Annotated in this window: 14 protein-coding genes and 3 pseudogenes; all 17 read left to right on the top strand. The window is 60.9% G+C overall.

Annotation, left to right across the window (positions count from 1 at the left end; translation table 11 throughout):
* The first annotated feature begins 895 nt into the window (after nucleotides 1–895).
* The 17 genes and pseudogenes from X742_RS0138890 (at nucleotide 896) to X742_RS1000000174435 (ending at nucleotide 16745) form a co-directional block, all read left to right on the top strand.
* On the top strand, nucleotides 896–1222 hold the full coding sequence (locus X742_RS0138890) for a helix-turn-helix transcriptional regulator (RefSeq protein WP_031248668.1): 327 nt from the start codon (nucleotides 896–898) through the stop codon (nucleotides 1220–1222).
* A complete protein-coding gene (locus X742_RS141805; protein WP_031248669.1) occupies nucleotides 1197–2453 on the top strand; it encodes a HipA domain-containing protein in 1257 nt (418 codons plus the stop codon). The genes X742_RS0138890 and X742_RS141805 overlap by 26 nt, the downstream gene beginning before the upstream one ends.
* 471 nt (nucleotides 2454–2924) lie before the next feature.
* Complete coding sequence (gene nifH, locus X742_RS141800; protein WP_023706403.1) at nucleotides 2925–3818, top strand: nitrogenase iron protein; 894 nt, start codon at nucleotides 2925–2927, stop codon at nucleotides 3816–3818.
* Nucleotides 3819–3916: 98 nt separating this feature from the next.
* Nucleotides 3917–5455: pseudogene (locus tag X742_RS141795) on the top strand (nitrogenase molybdenum-iron protein alpha chain); the annotation flags it as partial.
* Nucleotides 5456–5617: 162 nt separating this feature from the next.
* Nucleotides 5618–7159, top strand: a complete 1542-nt coding sequence (gene nifK, locus X742_RS141790) for a nitrogenase molybdenum-iron protein subunit beta (protein ID WP_023775253.1) — start codon at nucleotides 5618–5620, stop codon at nucleotides 7157–7159.
* A 56-nt stretch (nucleotides 7160–7215) separates the two neighbouring features.
* Nucleotides 7216–8706 (top strand): nitrogenase iron-molybdenum cofactor biosynthesis protein NifE, encoded by a 1491-nt coding sequence (gene nifE, locus X742_RS141785; protein ID WP_023775254.1) that lies wholly within the window; start codon nucleotides 7216–7218, stop codon nucleotides 8704–8706.
* A 9-nt stretch (nucleotides 8707–8715) separates the two neighbouring features.
* The gene (nifN, locus tag X742_RS141780; protein ID WP_023775255.1) at nucleotides 8716–10098 is read left to right on the top strand and encodes a nitrogenase iron-molybdenum cofactor biosynthesis protein NifN; all 1383 of its coding nucleotides are present in this window, start codon (nucleotides 8716–8718) and stop codon (nucleotides 10096–10098) included.
* Nucleotides 10064–10561: a nitrogen fixation protein NifX gene (gene nifX, locus X742_RS141775; RefSeq protein WP_023775256.1), complete on the top strand. Its 498-nt coding sequence runs from the start codon at nucleotides 10064–10066 to the stop codon at nucleotides 10559–10561. The genes nifN and nifX overlap by 35 nt, the downstream gene beginning before the upstream one ends.
* A gap of 17 nt (nucleotides 10562–10578) precedes the next feature.
* A complete protein-coding gene (locus tag X742_RS141770; RefSeq protein WP_023775257.1) occupies nucleotides 10579–11058 on the top strand; it encodes a NifX-associated nitrogen fixation protein in 480 nt (159 codons plus the stop codon).
* A 27-nt stretch (nucleotides 11059–11085) separates the two neighbouring features.
* Nucleotides 11086–11871 carry a response regulator transcription factor gene (locus X742_RS141765; protein ID WP_023775258.1) on the top strand — a complete coding sequence of 262 codons (786 nt, stop codon included), beginning with the start codon at nucleotides 11086–11088 and terminating at the stop codon, nucleotides 11869–11871.
* 101 nt (nucleotides 11872–11972) lie between these two features.
* Nucleotides 11973–12860 carry a universal stress protein gene (locus tag X742_RS141760; protein ID WP_031248674.1) on the top strand — a complete coding sequence of 296 codons (888 nt, stop codon included), beginning with the start codon at nucleotides 11973–11975 and terminating at the stop codon, nucleotides 12858–12860.
* Between the two features lie 1313 nt (nucleotides 12861–14173).
* A pseudogene (locus tag X742_RS141755) lies at nucleotides 14174–14437 on the top strand (TlpA disulfide reductase family protein); the annotation flags it as partial.
* Nucleotides 14438–14726: 289 nt separating this feature from the next.
* Nucleotides 14727–15189: pseudogene (locus X742_RS01000000170940) on the top strand (DUF269 domain-containing protein).
* Between the two features lie 25 nt (nucleotides 15190–15214).
* A complete protein-coding gene (locus tag X742_RS141750; RefSeq protein ID WP_023775263.1) occupies nucleotides 15215–15418 on the top strand; it encodes a CCE_0567 family metalloprotein in 204 nt (67 codons plus the stop codon).
* The gene (fdxB, locus tag X742_RS141745) at nucleotides 15415–15732 is read left to right on the top strand and encodes a ferredoxin III, nif-specific (protein WP_023775264.1); all 318 of its coding nucleotides are present in this window, start codon (nucleotides 15415–15417) and stop codon (nucleotides 15730–15732) included. The genes X742_RS141750 and fdxB overlap by 4 nt, the downstream gene beginning before the upstream one ends.
* Nucleotides 15733–15792: 60 nt before the next feature.
* Nucleotides 15793–16110, top strand: a complete 318-nt coding sequence (locus X742_RS1000000173365; RefSeq protein ID WP_245275651.1) for an exopolysaccharide production repressor protein — start codon at nucleotides 15793–15795, stop codon at nucleotides 16108–16110.
* Between the two features lie 506 nt (nucleotides 16111–16616).
* Nucleotides 16617–16745 carry a DUF1403 family protein gene (locus X742_RS1000000174435; protein ID WP_156939476.1) on the top strand — a complete coding sequence of 43 codons (129 nt, stop codon included), beginning with the start codon at nucleotides 16617–16619 and terminating at the stop codon, nucleotides 16743–16745.
* Nucleotides 16746–16756: the final 11 nt, after the last annotated feature.

Below are 16756 nucleotides of genomic sequence, written 5' to 3' on the forward strand. Positions count from 1 at the left end.
AGACGTGTGCTCTTCCGATCTAGCGTGCAGGCGGTACGTCGGGCGCTGCCAGCGGTGAAGCTGATCGCGTCGGGCGGGATCCGCGACGGCGTCGACGTGGCCAAGGCCATCCGCCTGGGCGCGGACATCGCCGGCCAGGCAGCCGGCGTGCTGCGCGCGGCTACGGTATCCACCGAGGCGGTTGTCGCGCATTTCGAGATCGTCATCCGCCAGTTGGCCGTCGCCTGCTTCTGCACCGGCTCGGCTGATCTTGCCGCGTTGCGTCAGGCGCGCTTGTTGCCCTCGGCGCATCTGCCCGCCGGTTGATGCAGGCGTCGCGCGCACGTGGCGGCGGGCGCCTAGTTTACTGAGTGAGAAAGTCTCTGAAGCGGGGGATTCGCGCTGGTCGCGGGCTTGTTCGGGTGCTGCTTCGTGATCAGGGAGGCGCCCCGCCATGCTCGAACGGACCGCCGAGAGCAAAGGGTATTCGACGGCTATGTCGATGCTTGATCCAGGATGATCGGTCACGCGAACCGCGCTGAGCCCCTGAAAGGGTCGGAACACCAGGTGCGGCGGGAGACCGGCAGTAGCAGATGGTACAAAGCCATTGCCATCAAGGAGTGGCGATCACATCGACCCCCAGTCAGCGCGGCCGGCCGTATGAACGAGAAGAGACGAGCGATTTCAGCTGCCGGACCGCCTTGATTTAACATTCCGATAGTTTCGGAGGGCTGATCGGGCGTCAGTTTCGGACGGCGTTCACCGTCGGGCGGCGCTAAATGCAGGATGATTGATCTCTTTACGTATCATAAGGCTGATGCATGATACGCAAACAGATCACAACGTGTTGACTCGATCACTGGATAAGATACTCTGCCATATCATCCAGCGTTGGAATGGAACGTTTACGTATCATATGGACCCTCAATCGGAAATTCTACGCGAAATCGGTGGGCTGTTCAGGCAGGCGAGGCTGGCCGCTGCGATGACGCAAGAGCAGGTCGCTGATTTGTCGGGTATATCCCGTCCCCGATATCGCGACATCGAAAAGGGAGCCGCAGCCGCGCGTGCAACGACGCTCATGAATATCGCTCGCGCGCTCGGCCTGGAAATGATGCTGGTTCCGCAAGTCATGGTGCCGGCTGTCCAGGCTCTATTGCGTCCGCATGATGATGACGATCGACCCGCCTTTGTTACTCAACCTGACGATGACGATCATGGCTCCAGTCTTTCGCGCACCTAAGGCGATCCCGTCGCTGGACGTGCTCTTGAATGCAGTGAAGATCGGCACGGTCGTCAGGACGCCGGGCGATTTCAATGCATTCAACTTCGATGAGGCCTACCGCGCGACGGGCGGCTTTCCGGTTCTCAGCCTGTCGTTCCGGGCAGCGACGGGAGGATTGCGGAAAGATCCGAAGCCTCTGGCAAGCGCCTTGCCCGCTTTTTTCGCGAACCTCCTGCCGGAGGAGAAATTGCGCGAGGCGATGGAAAGGCACCACGAAGGCAATGTGCGGCCAGGCAATGACTTCGATCTTTTAGCGGCACTAGGCGCCGATCTGCCGGGAGCCGTACGGGCGTTGCCCAGTGACGGCGCGATAGCGGTTTCGCAGGATGCTTCAAAGGATCAGCCCAAGGCACGGTTCTCGCTTGCCGGCGTGCAGATGAAGCTGTCGGTCATGAAGAACATTGGAAAAGGCGGCGGCCTTACCTTGCCGATGGACGACGAGCAGGGCCGGTACATTGCCAAGTTCCCTTCGACGGCCTTTCCGGGCGTTTCCGAGAACGAATTCGCCAACCTGGCGCTGGCAGCAGCAATCGGCATGGACGTTCCTGAATGCGAACTGGTCGAGAAGTCCGATTTTGAGGGCGTTCCCGAAGAATTCAACACGCTGTCTGACGGCAAGGTCCTTCTCGTCAAACGCTTCGATCGCGGCGCCGGTGGCGAGAGGATACACATCGAGGATTTCGCTCAGGTCTTCGGTGTCTACCCCTCGCGCAAATATGAGGGGGCTGCTTATCACGACATAGCCTTGGCTCTTGGCGTGGCCGTCTCGCCTACGGCGGCTCTCGAGTTCGTCCGCCGCCTGGCACTGACCGTCATCACCGGCAATGGCGACATGCACTTGAAGAACTGGTCTTTGATCTATCCCGGTAACGGCGACAAGCCGGCGCTTGCACCAATCTACGACCTCCTGTCCACCGTGCCATATATTCCCGCCGACGCCATGGCGCTGTCGCTTGGAGGAGAGCGCTCGTTCAAGGCGCTAGCAGCACCGCGATGGAAAGCATTTGCGAACCGTGCACGGCTTCCGGAGCCAGCAGTCCTGAAGGCAGTGGTCGAGACGGTCAAACTCGTCAACGAGTACTGGTGGCATCTGCCTGAGCGCGACGTTGTCGCAGCGAAAGTGCTCGAGCGGATCGACGGACATGTGAAGGCGATGACGCCGATACTGAACTCCTGCGCTGAGAAATAAACCGAGTCCCTCGGGTTGATATAGCGGAACTATTCGCCCGTGCCCCGGATTAGTGGCCGTGGATCGATGGTATGCTAGGATCGCGCGCAAAGTGGGCGGAGTGTCCACTTGGACCGCGTTGAGCAAGCACGTCAGCTCGCGGGCACAGAAGAGTTCGCAGCATCCCGCAGAGGGTCGAGATGCTGTTCGTCCACCTCAATACAACGATGGGGTTCAACCGAATGCGGTGACTGAGGATCGCGATCCGACGCTTTGTGTCGCCAATGTCGCGTCCGCTACACGGGCTGTTCCGACGATCCTTTCTTGGAACTCAAGCTAAAGCCCTGAAAAGCAACCATGAAATTATTCTTCGGTTGGATCAGCCAAATTGGCATGAGTCTTGAGATCCTTAGGTGCGAGGCGGCTAGAGCTGCCCGACCGGCATTCATGTCGCGGCAGCCGCGATGGATGGAACGAAGGAAGGAAAGCTACATGTCAGGTTTGCGTCAGATCGCCTTTTACGGCAAGGGCGGCATCGGCAAGTCCACCACCTCCCAAAATACGCTCGCCGCCCTGGTCGACCTCGGGCAGAGAATCCTCATCGTCGGCTGCGACCCCAAAGCCGACTCCACCCGCCTGATCCTGAACGCGAAGGCGCAGGATACGGTCCTGCATCTCGCGGCAGAGGAAGGTTCGGTGGAAGACCTGGAACTCGCGGACGTGCTTAAGGTCGGCTACAAAGGCATCAAATGCGTGGAGTCCGGCGGCCCTGAGCCGGGTGTCGGCTGCGCCGGCCGCGGCGTGATCACCTCGATCAACTTCCTCGAGGAGAACGGCGCCTACGACGATGTCGACTATGTCTCCTACGACGTGCTCGGTGATGTGGTGTGTGGCGGTTTCGCGATGCCGATCCGCGAGAACAAGGCCCAGGAAATCTATATCGTCATGTCCGGCGAGATGATGGCGCTCTATGCCGCCAATAACATCGCCAAGGGCATCCTGAAATACGCCCATTCGGGCGGCGTGCGGCTCGGCGGCCTGATCTGCAACGAGCGCCAAACCGACCGCGAGCTCGACCTCGCCGAAGCGCTGGCCTCCAGGCTCAATTCCAAGCTCATCCACTTCGTGCCGCGCGACAACATCGTCCAGCACGCCGAGCTCAGGAAGATGTCTGTAATCCAGTACGCGCCGGACTCCAAGCAGGCCGGGGAATACAGGGCGCTGGCCGAGAAGATCCATGGGAATTCGGGCCAGGGCACCATCCCGACCCCGATCACCATGGAGGAGCTCGAGGACATGCTGCTCGACTTCGGCATCATGAAGACCGACGAGCAGATGCTTGCCGAGCTTCAGGTCAAGGAAGCGGCCAAGGCGGCCGCACAGTAGCGACCGCTGCCGACATGAGGCGCGCCCTGACCTGGTGCGCCTTTCAAAGAACGGCGCCTCGTCGGTGAGGCGTCACCCTGAACCTTGAAAGGGGTCCCATGAGCCTGGAATACGAGAATGACGGTGCCCTCCATGCGAAGCTTATCGAGGAGGTGCTGTCGCAATATCCTGACAAGTCGGCGAAGCGCCGCAAAAAGCACCTCAGCGTNGCAAAGAGCGGCGACGAGGCTGGCGAGGAAAGCGAGGTCCTTTCCGAATGCGATGTCAAATCGAACATCAAGTCCATCCCCGGCGTGATGACGATTCGCGGCTGCGCCTATGCCGGCTCGAAAGGCGTGGTGTGGGGTCCAGTCAAGGATATGGTCCATATCTCGCACGGGCCGGTCGGCTGCGGGCAATATTCCTGGTCTCAACGCCGGAACTACTACGTCGGCACGACCGGCATCGACACGTTCGTCACGATGCAGTTCACCTCCGATTTCCAGGAGAAGGACATTGTTTTCGGCGGCGACAAGAAGCTTGAACGGATCATCGACGAGATCGAGGAACTGTTTCCGCTGAACAAGGGCATGACTGTGCAATCCGAATGCCCGATTGGCCTGATTGGCGACGACACCGAAGCTGTGTCCCGCAACAAGGCCAAGGAGCACGAAAAGACAATCGTGCCGGTGCGCTGCGAGGGCTTCCGCGGCGTCTCGCAATCCCTCGGCCACCACATCGCCAACGACGCGATCCGCGACTGGGTGTTCGAGAAGAAGGAAGTGGAGTTCGAGTCCGGCCCGTACGATGTCAATGTGGTCGGCGACTACAATATCGGCGGCGACGCTTGGGCTTCGCGCATCCTGCTTGAGGAGATGGGCCTGCGCGTGGTCGGCAACTGGTCGGGCGACGCTACGCTGGCCGAAATAGAGCGGGCGCCAAAGGCGAAGCTCAATCTCATCCATTGCTACAGGTCGATGAACTACATCTGCCGGCACATGGAGGAAAAGTATGGCATCGCCTGGATGGAGTACAATTTCTTCGGCCCCTCCCAGACTGAAGCCTCTCTGCGCAAGATAGCCAAGCACTTCGGGCCGGAAATCGAGGCCAAGGCCGAGGCGGTCATCGCCAAATACCGGCCCTTGGTCGATGCCATAATCGCCAAGTACCGGCCGCGCCTCGAAGGCAGGACGGTGATGCTCTATGTCGGCGGGCTGCGCCCCCGTCACNTAATCGCCAAGTACCGGCCGCGCCTCGAAGGCAGGACGGTGATGCTCTATGTCGGCGGGCTGCGCCCCCGTCACGTCGTCACGGCATATGAGGACCTGGGCATGGTGATCGTCGGCACTGGCTACGAATTTGGCCATAACGACGACTATCAGCGCACCGGCCACTACGTGAAGAAGGGCACCCTGATCTATGACGACGTGACTGGTTACGAGCTGGAGAAGTTCATCGAAGGGATCCGTCCTGATCTCGTTGGCTCCGGAATCAAAGAGAAGTACCCGGTCCAGAAGATGGGCATACCGTTCCGTCAAATGCATTCCTGGGATTATTCCGGCCCGTATCACGGCTACGACGGCTTCGCCATCTTCGCCCGCGACATGGATCTGGCCATCAACAACCCGGTCTGGAACCTCTACGACGCCCCCTGGAAGAACAAGCCGAGCCGTCGGCGGCGATCGCAGCCGAATGAAACCCTGGCCTCCCGGAAGCCGGGAGGCGTGAACGCCTGTGGCCGCTTGTCCGCGGGAGACCTGAAACGTTTCGACGTCCCTGTGCCGCCGTATGGCGGCCCAGATGGAAAGAGGTAACCACCCATGTCGCAGTCGGCTGAAAAAGTTCTCGACCACGCGCCCCTGTTCCGCGAGCCGGAATACAGGCAGATGCTTGCCGGGAAGAGGCTCAATTTCGAATGTCCGCACCCGGACCAGGTCGTTACCGACCAAGGCGAATTCACCAAGACGTGGGAATACCGCGAAAAGAACCTTGCTCGCGAAGCGCTTGTCGTGAACCCCGCCAAGGCCTGCCAGCCGCTCGGCGCGGTGTTCGCGGCCGCAGGCTTCGAGCGAACCATGTCCTTCGTCCATGGCAGCCAGGGCTGCGTGGCCTATTACCGCTCGCACTTGTCGCGCCATTTCAAGGAGCCTGCTTCGGCGGTTTCCTCCTCGATGACCGAGGACGCGGCAGTGTTCGGCGGCCTGAAGAACATGGTCGACGGGCTCGCCAACACGTACCAACTTTACGACCCAAAGATGATCGCCGTCTCGACCACTTGTATGGCGGAGGTCATTGGAGATGACCTGCACAGCTTCATCGAGAACGCCAAGGACGAAGGCTCGGTCCCACGCGACTTCGACGTCCCCTTCGCCCACACGCCGGCCTTTGTCGGCAGCCATGTCGATGGCTATGACGTCGCAGTCAAGGGTATTCTGGAGCATTTCTGGAAGGGCGAAGAACGAACAGAAGCCGAGGGAACCATCAACATCATTCCGGGCTTCGACGGGTTCTGTGTCGGCAACAATCGGGAACTCAAACGCCTGCTCGATCTGGTAGGTGTGTCCTATACCTTCATCCAAGACGCCTCTGACCAGTTCGACACGCCGTCGGACGGCGAATACCGCATGTATGACGGCGGCACGAAGATCGAAGACGTGAGAAAGGCACTCAACGCCGAGGCGACACTTTCGCTACAGCATTACAACAGCCGAAAAACACTGGAGTATTGCGAGGGGGTAGGGCAGGCGACTGCCTCGTTCCATTACCCGCTCGGAGTTCAGGCGACCGACGACTTCCTGATGGAGGTCTCCGCGATTTCCGGCAAGCAAATCCCCGAGGCAATCCGCCTGGAGCGCGGCCGACTTGTTGACGCTATGGCCGACAGCCAATCCTGGCTGCACGGTAAGAAATACGCCATCTACGGCGATCCGGACTTTGTCTACGCCATGGCCCGCTTCATCATGGAGACGGGCGGCGAGCCCACCCATTGCCTCGCCACCAACGGCTCCTCGGCATGGGAAGCGGAGTTGAAGGAACTGCTTGCATCATCGCCCTTCGGAAAGGACGCTCAAGTCTGGGCGGGCAAGGACCTCTGGGCGATGCGCTCGCTGCTCTTCACCGAGCCGGTGGACCTGCTGATCGGCAACTCCTATGGCAAGTATCTGGAGCGCGACACGGGCACGCCGCTGATCCGGCTGACGTTTCCGATCTTCGATCGCCACCATCACCATCGGTTTGCGCTGATGGGCTACCAAGGCGGACTGCGCGTACTGACGACGATCCTGGACAAGATCTTCGACAAGCTCGATCGCGAGACAAGCGAGACGGGCGTGACGGACTATTCGTATGACCTCACCCGCTAAGCTTGACGGTCGGCTTTGGCCGATCGTCTTCCCGAGGGACTTTGGAGACCGACGCAATGTCCTCGCTCAGAGCCAAAATCCGGGATGTCTTCAACGAGCCTGCCTGCGAGCAGAACCGCGGCAAGGATGCCAAGGCGCGCAAAGAGGGCTGTTCGAAGCCGCTGACCCCCGGGGCGGCTGCCGGCGGCTGCGCCTTCGACGGCGCCAAGATCGTGCTGCAGCCGATCACCGACGTCGCGCACCTGATCCATGCGCCGCTCGCCTGCGAGGGCAATTCCTGGGACAACCGCGGTGCGGCTTCGTCCGGGCCAACGCTGTGGCGCACGAGCTTCACGACCGACCTCACCGAACTCGATGTTGTGATGGGGCAGGGCGAGCGGAAGCTTTTCAAAGCGATCCGCGAGATCAAGGAAGCGTATGGGCCGCCGGCGATCTTCGTCTATCCGACCTGCGTGACGGCGCTGATCGGCGACGACATTGAGGCCGTGTGCAAACGCGCGGCGGAAAAGTTCGGCTTGGCCGTTGTGCCGGTCAATGCGCCGGGCTTCGTCGGCTCCAAGAATCTCGGCAACAAGCTTGCCGGCGAGGCGTTGCTCGAGCATGTCATCGGCACGGCCGAGCCCGACGATGTCGGCCCTTACGACATCAACATCCTTGGCGAATTCAACCTCTCGGGCGAATTCTGGCTGGTGAAGCCGCTCCTTGACCGGCTGGGCATCCGGGTGCGCGCCTGCATTCCCGGTGACGCGCGTTACTTCGACATTGCCTGCGCGCACCGTGCCCGGGCGGCTATGATCGTGTGCTCGACCGCGCTCATCAATCTCGCCCGCAAGATGGAGCAGCGCTGGGGCATCCCGTTTTTCGAGGGCTCCTTCTACGGCATCAGCGCCACGTCTGAAGCGCTCCGACAAATATCTCAGCTGCTCGTGAAGAAGGGCGCCGATCCGGAGATCCTCGGCCGCACCGAGGCGTTGATTGCAGAGGAGGAGGCGATCGCTTGGAAGAAGCTCGCCGCCTACCGGCCGAGGCTCGAAGGCAAGCGCGTGCTGCTCAACACCGGCGGTGTGAAGTCCTGGTCGGTCGTCCATGGGCTGATGGAGATCGGCATCGAGATCGTCGGCACCTCTGTCAAAAAGTCGACCGTCGAAGACAAGGAACGCATCAAGCAGATCCTCAAGGACGACAACCACATGTTCGAGCAGATGGCGGCGCGCGAGCTTTACGCCATGCTCTCGGAACACAAGGCCGATATCATGCTGTCGGGCGGGCGCACGCAATTCGTCGCGCTGAAGGCCAAGACACCTTGGCTCGATATCAACCAGGAGCGCCAACACCCTTACGCCGGCTATGACGGGATGGTGGAACTCGTACGCCAGATCGACCTGGCCATTCATAACCCCATCTGGTGCCAGGTACGGGAGCCGGCACCATGGGATTGCCAGCCTGCAGTGAGGGAGGAACTGCCGCGCACGAAAAGCGAGACCGCGGCCTTGCATGTTGTCCAGGAATTCGCCGGCACGACGGCCGGTGATTTCGGCGAGTGTTGAGGAGAGCCGATGGTCCGCATCCTTCCCCAGACCAAAGCGGCGGCGGTCAATCCGCTGAAGTCATCGCAGCCGCTGGGTGCCGCCTTGGCCTTTCTTGGCGTCGACGGCGCGATGCCGTTGTTCCATGGCAGCCAGGGCTGCACCAGTTTCGCGCTCGTGCTCTTTGTGCGGCATTTCAAGGAAGCCATCCCCTTGCAGACCACGGCGATGGATGAGGTGGCGACGATCCTCGGCGGGGCAGAGCATCTAGAAGAGGCGATCCTCAACCTCAAGGCCCGCACAAGGCCAACACTGATCGGGGTCTGCACGACGGCGCTGGTGGAAACCCGGGGCGAAGACTGCGCAGGGGATGTCGCCAATATCAGGCTGAAGCGCGCGGAAGAACTCGCGGGTACGGAGGTCGTGCTAGCCAACACACCGGATTTCGACGGCGCGATCGAAGAGGGCTGGGCCAAGGCTGTCACCGCGATGATCGAAAGGATTACGCGGCCCGGCGAGCAGGCGCGGCAGTCCAACAAGATCGTGATCCTGCCTGGCTGGAACCTCACTGTGGGTGATATCGAGCATTTGCGTGAGATGATTGAAAGCTTTGGACTCAAACCGGTGATTCTGCCGGACGTCTCCGGCTCGCTCGACGGTACGGTGCCCGACCGTTGGGTCACGACCACCTATGGCGGCACCAGCGTCGAGGATATCCGCGAGCTTGGCACGGCCGAGCGATGCATTGTCATCGGTGAGCATATGCGCCGCCCGGCCGAGCTGCTGCACAGGTTAACCGGCGTACCTTACGTGCTGTTTCGGTCGCTGACTGGATTGAAGGACGCAGACCGGTTCGTCTCGCACCTATCGGCGGTTTCGGGCGCGGCGGCGCCGGCTGGGGTACGCCGTCGCCGTGCGCAGTTGCAGGACGCCTTGCTCGACGGACATTTCCACTTTGGAGGTAAGAAAATTGCGATCGCTGCTGAACCAGACCAACTCTACCAACTCGCGAGCTTCTTCATCGCCATGGGCTCCGAAATCGCGGCGGCGGTCACAACGGCCGCTATGTCGAAAATTCTGGAGGAAGTGCCGGCGCAGTCGGTTCAAATCGGCGATCTCGGCGATTTGGAAGCTCTTGGCGCCGGCGCTGATCTTCTCGTTACTCATTCCCACGGCCGCCAGGCGGCGCAGCGCCTCGGCATTCCGCTCATGCGGGTCGGCTTCCCGATCTTCGACCGGCTCGGGGCACAGCACAAGCTCACAATCCTCTACCAAGGGACCCGCGACCTGATCTTCGAGGTTGCCAACATTTTCGAAGCCAACGGGCACGCGCCGACGCCTGAGGCGCTTGATCCACTCCGTAAGCGAGAAATGCCAGATGCGCTCCGTTCGTCGCCTCTCGCTCGTCACTGACGAGGTTCACGCACCGAAGCCGGAACGCCAAGCCGGCGCATTGCGCGTGGCCATCGCCACGCAGGACATGAAGAACCTCAACGCCCATTTCGGATCGGCCAGGCGCTTTGCTGTCTACGACGTGATGCGCGAGGAGTGGAATCTCGTGGAAGCCGTGGCCTTTGACGACGTTTCCGACGAGAGCGGGAAGCACCGAACCGAGGGCGATGACCGCATCACCCCGAAGGTGGAGGCGCTAAAGGGCTGCCATTTGCTGTTTTGTCTGGCGATCGGCGGACCTTCGGCAGCCAAACTTGTTTCCGCAAAGATCCATCCGATCAAAGTGCCGCAGCCCCAGACCATCCAAGAGGTGTTGTTGCGCACCCAGATGATGCTCAGGACGTGTCCTCCCCCTTGGCTGCGCAAGGTGCTCGCGCAGGCAGGTGCCGCCGGACAGAAACCCTCCTTCGAGGACGAAAGCTGAAATGAGGAGTGGGCGAAATGTTTGAATCCGCTGTTAGCCCTGCCGCCACCGAGGATGAGGCGGCCCTTGCCACCCCGTTCGTCAAATGCCTCGTGCGGCTGATCCGTGCCAATGATTCCCATGGGTCATGGGAAGGCAAATCGGACGCCGAGCTGCTGGGCGACTTCATCATCACCAGGGAACAGCGCCGTGCAATTCCCATCATCGGCGATCCCGATCCGGACGTGCTGTGGAGGCTCGATAAGTTCTACACCGCCGTCGGGCTTGCGATCGAGGAACGCTCCGGCCTGATGGCATCGCCGATGATGGAGATAAGCCACGAGGGCTTCGGGCGCGTGCTCTTCACGGCCGGGCGACTGGTCGTTGTGTCAAAGACCCTGCGCGACGTCCATCGGTTCGGCTTCGAGACGTTCTGGAAACTCGCCGCGGCCGGCACCCAACTGGCCGGCGATGCCACCGCAGCCATTGAGGCTTATCCCGAGGTGGCGCGGGCGTGATGGAACCGATTTTCGATCAAGGGGATCATGTCAGGCCTTGAGGACATGCGATGGCCAGCCCACTCAACCGAGGCGGTCGATGCCGATTTGGTTCTTGGGGTAGCGCTGATGAAGCCACTGGTCCTGATCTGTTCGCAAGATGCTGAGTTGTATCTGTTCCTCAGCCACATTCTGGGAGTGGACGGCTTCACGAGTGAGCCGGCAGGCGGGGTGAAGGAAGCACTTGCATTGGCCGATCAACGGGAGCTCCAGGCGGTAGTGCTGGACTGCGGGCCGGCAAGCGCGACAGGCTCCACAATCTGCGCCCGGTTCAAGGGGGAGCCCCGGACCGGCGGCCTGCCCGTAATTGCGCTGATCGCGCCCGGCGCCGAGAACCAGCACCTCGATCTCTTGAAGGCTGGTATTGACGAGAGCTTTGTGCGGCCCTTCGCGCCGGCCAAGCTGCTTGACTGTCTACGGATGAAGCTGGCGCTGCCACAGCCGGGTTCAAACGGGATAAAAAACGGCAGCTGGCTCTGTTGCGGCAGCCTTGAGATGAAGCTCGATGCTCACCGGGTTCGAGGTAATGGCCACGACATCCATCTCGGACCTCTCGAATTCAACCTGCTGCGGCAATTCCTTGAGGCCCCCGGCAAGGTCTTCAGCCGAGACGAGCTGATCGACGCGGCCTGGCCGGACAATATCCATATCGGTGAACGCACTGTCGACGTCCATATCAGCCGGATCAGAAAGGCGCTGAAGGCAGCCTCGCCAGGTAGCGTCATTCGTACTGTCAGGTCTGCCGGCTACTCGCTCGAGAAGCCGGACGACTGAATAGCGAACGGATGGTGTGCCACTCTCCATCTTCGTTCGAAGGCAAGTCTTGCGGCTTCGAAACGCGCTACGGGCGCGACATACTCAGGGGGAGCAGTCAGATGGCCTTCAAAAGCCTACTCAGTGTAGCGGGAGCTGACCACTCCGATCGGGACGTCAGAACAGCTGCGAGCTTGTGCGCCGAGGTCGGCGCACATTTGTCCGTCCTGATTATGTCGCCTCCGCCTCTCGTTATGACGCCTCCGCCGCTGGGTGATGGCCTCCCCGAATGGCCCAGACAACGCGCACACGCCATTGCCGCACTGGAAAAACGGTACAGGCAAATCGAGAGATTTTCACAGGACGCGGCCAGTCTGGAAAAAACATATAGGGAAATTCACAAACTGCTGAGAGCCACGTGGCGGTGCTATGATGTCGATGTTGTCAACTGCGATCAGGCCAGCGTCGGTGACGCAGTGCGAGCGCGGGCGCTCTGCAATGACCTGACAATCGTCGGCCCTGCACTTCTCAACGACGTTAACGTCGGTCCCCTTGTTATCAACGGCAGCCTGTTCGACACCGGAAAGCCGGTGCTTGTCGTGCCGGAGGGCGCTGAGGCGACTCTGTCTCCACGGCGGGTGCTGGTCGGCTGGGATTCGCGAGTCGAGGCGTCCCGTTCGGTTCGGGAAGCGCTGCATCTGCTAGCCGGTGCTGAGGAAGTTCGTGTCGCACTCGTCGATCCGGAGGCGACCTGCACCGGAAACGGTACCGAGCCGGGAGCCGATATCGCTGCCTATCTCACTAGGCACGGTGCTCGGGTGTCGGTTGACCTGCTGGCGAGCGCCGGAAAATCGGCAGCCACGGTGCTCGCGCAGCACGCAATCGACACGTCTGCAGAAATGATAGTCATGGGTGCTTATGGCAGCCGCCGGCTGCGCGAGCGGCTCTTCGGTGGCGTGACGAGATGGATAGTTCGGAAGCCGCCATTGCCGCTGTTTTTGGCTCGCTGACGGGCTTGAAGTAGCACCGATGCTGTTCGAAGCTCTACTCCCCTGGGTCACCTATCCTGATGCCAAGTCGGAGAAAGGTCGCGGCAAAGGCGCAAGTTTCGCGAAGCTCATGAGCAACTTGCAAGCGCCGTCGCGAAGAACATTCCCCGAACGCCCCTAGCGCGCTCGGTGTCTGCTCGCCGAGACAACCCGTAACGCGCAGACAAACGGCCGGGCAGAAGCCCAGGCGTCCTCGATGCGCTCAAAACACCGATACTCGAGCCGGCGTCAGGTCGAGAAAGAGAGTCGTTTCAGCGCGGCAGGCCGCGTTCGGACCATAGCCTCTTTGTATTAGCGTTATCACGATTTCCCTCACCACTGGCCTGAACACGGAAACGACCCTGCAGCGGCCAACGCACCGACCTTCGAGTCCGACGGTCGGGCTCTTGCCGGCCTCGGCGCGAACGGTGGCAGCAATCACGTGTCATCGCCTGGGATGGTAGCCGGGTCAGCGGCGAGGGCGCCGCATCTTCGGCGTTTTCAGTCTGCCCGGCCCACCGAGTGGCGATCGAGCGGCCTTGAGGCCGGTCAATTCCCACAACGCTCACATTCGCACCAGGCGGTCCCTGTAGGACCTGTCCACGGGGATATAGAACAAAAAAAGCAGGAATCCGGGAAAGTTCACCGGCCTGGCACATGCCGGCACACATCCCGGCTCTCTTCGCCACGATCATTATCGTCAATCTGGCGTTATTCGCGACCCGCAGCCGGACATGACCGGCTCGTGAAACTCCGGCGTTGCGAGCCGGGAAAGCGCAAAGCGGAAGAGGAACGGCAGAGGCGATGCTCGGAGGGAGCGGCCCCTGCAATCGCAATGGCGTTCCGCTGATCGACCGGAACGGCAAGAAGCTCAAGCAAGGCTTGAGGCGGACGATGATGACGTGGCTGGCGCTAGCCAACGCAGTTATGATGTCCATCTGTTCGTCCCTATGTCGAGACGTCCGCAGCCACGTTTCTGTGCCGACGCGAAGCGGGTGATGCGTGTCCAAGACCTGACAATGGCAGAAAACATGTCGCGTCCAATACAACCGGCTATCTTGGGGCGCCTCACAACTTTTAAAGTATAATCAAGCGTTTACCGCAGCGATGAGCGCGTTGGCACGGCCTTTGCGAATTGAGTTGAGCAACACTGAGTGAAGGCTGACTGCACGCAGATGCGCAAGACGAGCGATGGTCTCTCTTCGTTGAACCACCCTCGTGCCCCGTCGCAAAGAGAAACAAGCTTGCGCATAAGGTTACGCAACCTTTGGCAACAGCTTTTTTTGGAGGGCAAGATGATGTTGCGGATGGGGTCGCCGGCTCCTTCGATCAAAGTGGAGGACTGGCTGCGTGGCGAGCCCGTTGCGGACCTCCAGCCCGGCAAAGTCTATATCGTCGAATTTTGGGCAACTTGGTGCGAACTGTGTGCGGCGGAGATGCTCGAGCTGATGCAGCTACAGGAGAAATACAAGGACAGCGGACTTGAGGTCCTCGGGATCGCGGCTGATGAAGACGCTCCAACGGCCGTCGAGGCCCGGACCAAGTTGGACGCGTGGTTGGCGTGAGCGCAGCAAGGAGGTCCATGCAGCACTTGGTCGATCGTTTGCACCAGGATCGAGGCTCGAATCTTCATGGCCTCCCGCATTGCGGCGGAAGCGATGTTCGATGCGAATTCGCGTGGAAGACTTCGCAGTCGAGGACGTGTTCAAGGTCGGCCCGAGGGACATCAATTGCGTGGAATCAGCGGCGCCGAGCTAGGCGTCGGCTGAGCAAGTGTGTCCGAAGTAGGCGTCCCAGAAAACAGATATCGTCCTTCGAGGAAGAGGACTGAAATGAGGAGAAGGCGAAATGTCTGATGCCGCGGCCAGCCCGGCTGTCAACGAGGACGAGGCGGCCCTTGCCACCCCGTTCGTCAAATGCCTGGTGCGGTTCTCCGTGCTCACGAGTCCTACTGATTATGGGAAGGCAAATCGAACGCCACGCTGCTGGCCGACTTCCCACCAGAAAAAAGCGCCAGGCGATCCGTGGCATGGGATACCCCGATCCGGACGTGCTGTGGAGGCTCGATATGTTCTACACGGCCGTCGGGCTTAGGATCGAGGAGCGCTCCGGCCTGATGACATCGCCAATGATGGAGATGAAACCCATGGGGGCCTCGGACGATTGTTTCACGGCGAGCGGTTGGTCTCTCTGTCGTGACATCCACCGGTTCGGCTTTGAGACGTTCAGGAAACTCCCGGAGGTCGGTACGAAACTGGTCGACGATGCGCCCCCAGCCATTGAAGCCTATCGCGACGTGGCGCGGGCGTGAAGACACCGATTTCGAGGAACGATCTATGTCAAAGCTGGATGAGATGGGAACGAAAGTCCGAAAGCTTCAGCTGCGCGCGGCACTTGCCAAGATGAAATTGCGCGACCTTGCAGAGGATCTCCCGGGAAAATGGACGGAGATAGAGGAAGTTGCCGAAGAAACGTCGGCCGTTTTTGCCGAGTTGGATGGTGCCAGGAGAGAGCTCGCTTCAATGAAGAAGTTACGATGACGAGCACATTCACCACCTGCGACGGCTCTGGATGGGTGCCGGAATATCTCACCGCTATAGACGGCGCGACCTGCATCGGCTGCGGCCGCTGTTTCAAAGTCTGCTCGCGCGAGGTTATGCATCTTTATGGCGTGGATGACGCGGGTGAGATCCTCGGCGCCTGCGACGGCGAAGACGACGATTTCGATGGCGAGCTCAATCGCATGATCATGGTCGTCAACCATCCCGGCCGCTGCATTGGCTGCGGAGCCTGCGCCCGCGTCTGCCCGAAGAACTGCCAGACCCATATTGCGGCCGACAATGTCGCTGCGTGATCTGGTGGACAATCCAGGAGAACGGCATTGCCCTTTAGAATCTTCTGTCGCGTCCTGGGAATGGTCCTTTGCAGCACCGCTCTGACCGTCTACTTCGCTTCTCATTCCATCGGCACAGTAGTAGTCACGACGCTGGCTTGTTCGCTGCTCCTTCAGCTGGCGTATTTCGCAAGCGTGCTCTTTCTGATCCGGCGGTCTGGCTGCGTTAGCCGAGCTGGTCAAAGAGCTGAGCGTTTCGACAGTTGCAAGGAAGTTGGATCCGAGCCGCCAGACCTTGATGAGGTTACAAATGAATCCCCAGATTTGCTCCAACGCGATCAAATGCGAGCCATATGCGGCTTTATGAACCGCTCGCTGGGGTCGCGCCGACAGCATTAGCGCTGCCCGTATCGACCTGGCTGCGAAGGGCGATCGAGACGTCGCAAACCCTTGAGGACGCTGCGATTGCGTCCGGCGCAATTGGAGCGCTCGATGCGATAGTCCGCCGGCAGGAGCGGTGGGCCGGCGCCTGGCGCTTTCGGCGGCCGCGATAACGACGAAGCGGGCGGGCGCGTCGAGGATGAAGCGGCGCTGCGCGATTCCTTGCTCCTCGCCCGCCCCGGCGATTTTTTGCCCCCCAGGTCGACAAACCCCGGCCCGGCCGGTCTTTTGCTCCTCGGCTGGCGCCGGCTGGCAGCGCGGCCCGCGGAGGAGCTTGTGACGAAGAAAAGTCTCACCGCGGTGTTGGAGAAATTCGGTTTTTTCACTCCGCCACGACGCGGCGGTCAGCGTTCTGGCGGACGCGCTGCGGCGGCTCGCCACGACCCAGGGCGAGGTCGGAATGCTGACCGGCGCCTACGCGGCCGTCGAGGGCCACGGCCTGCCACGCGCCATGGGACCCTGACTTGCTTGCCGCGCAGGCGCGCGCTGCGTTGCGCGCCATCGATCTCTCGGCGGGGCTCGAACGCCGCGCCGATCGGTTGCTCGCCGTCGCCCCAAAACTCAGGGCCAAGGGGGCGGACACCGATTGCTGAATGACGTTCGG

Source organism: Mesorhizobium sp. LNHC229A00 (assembly GCF_000502415.1).
Classification (GTDB): domain Bacteria; phylum Pseudomonadota; class Alphaproteobacteria; order Rhizobiales; family Rhizobiaceae; genus Mesorhizobium.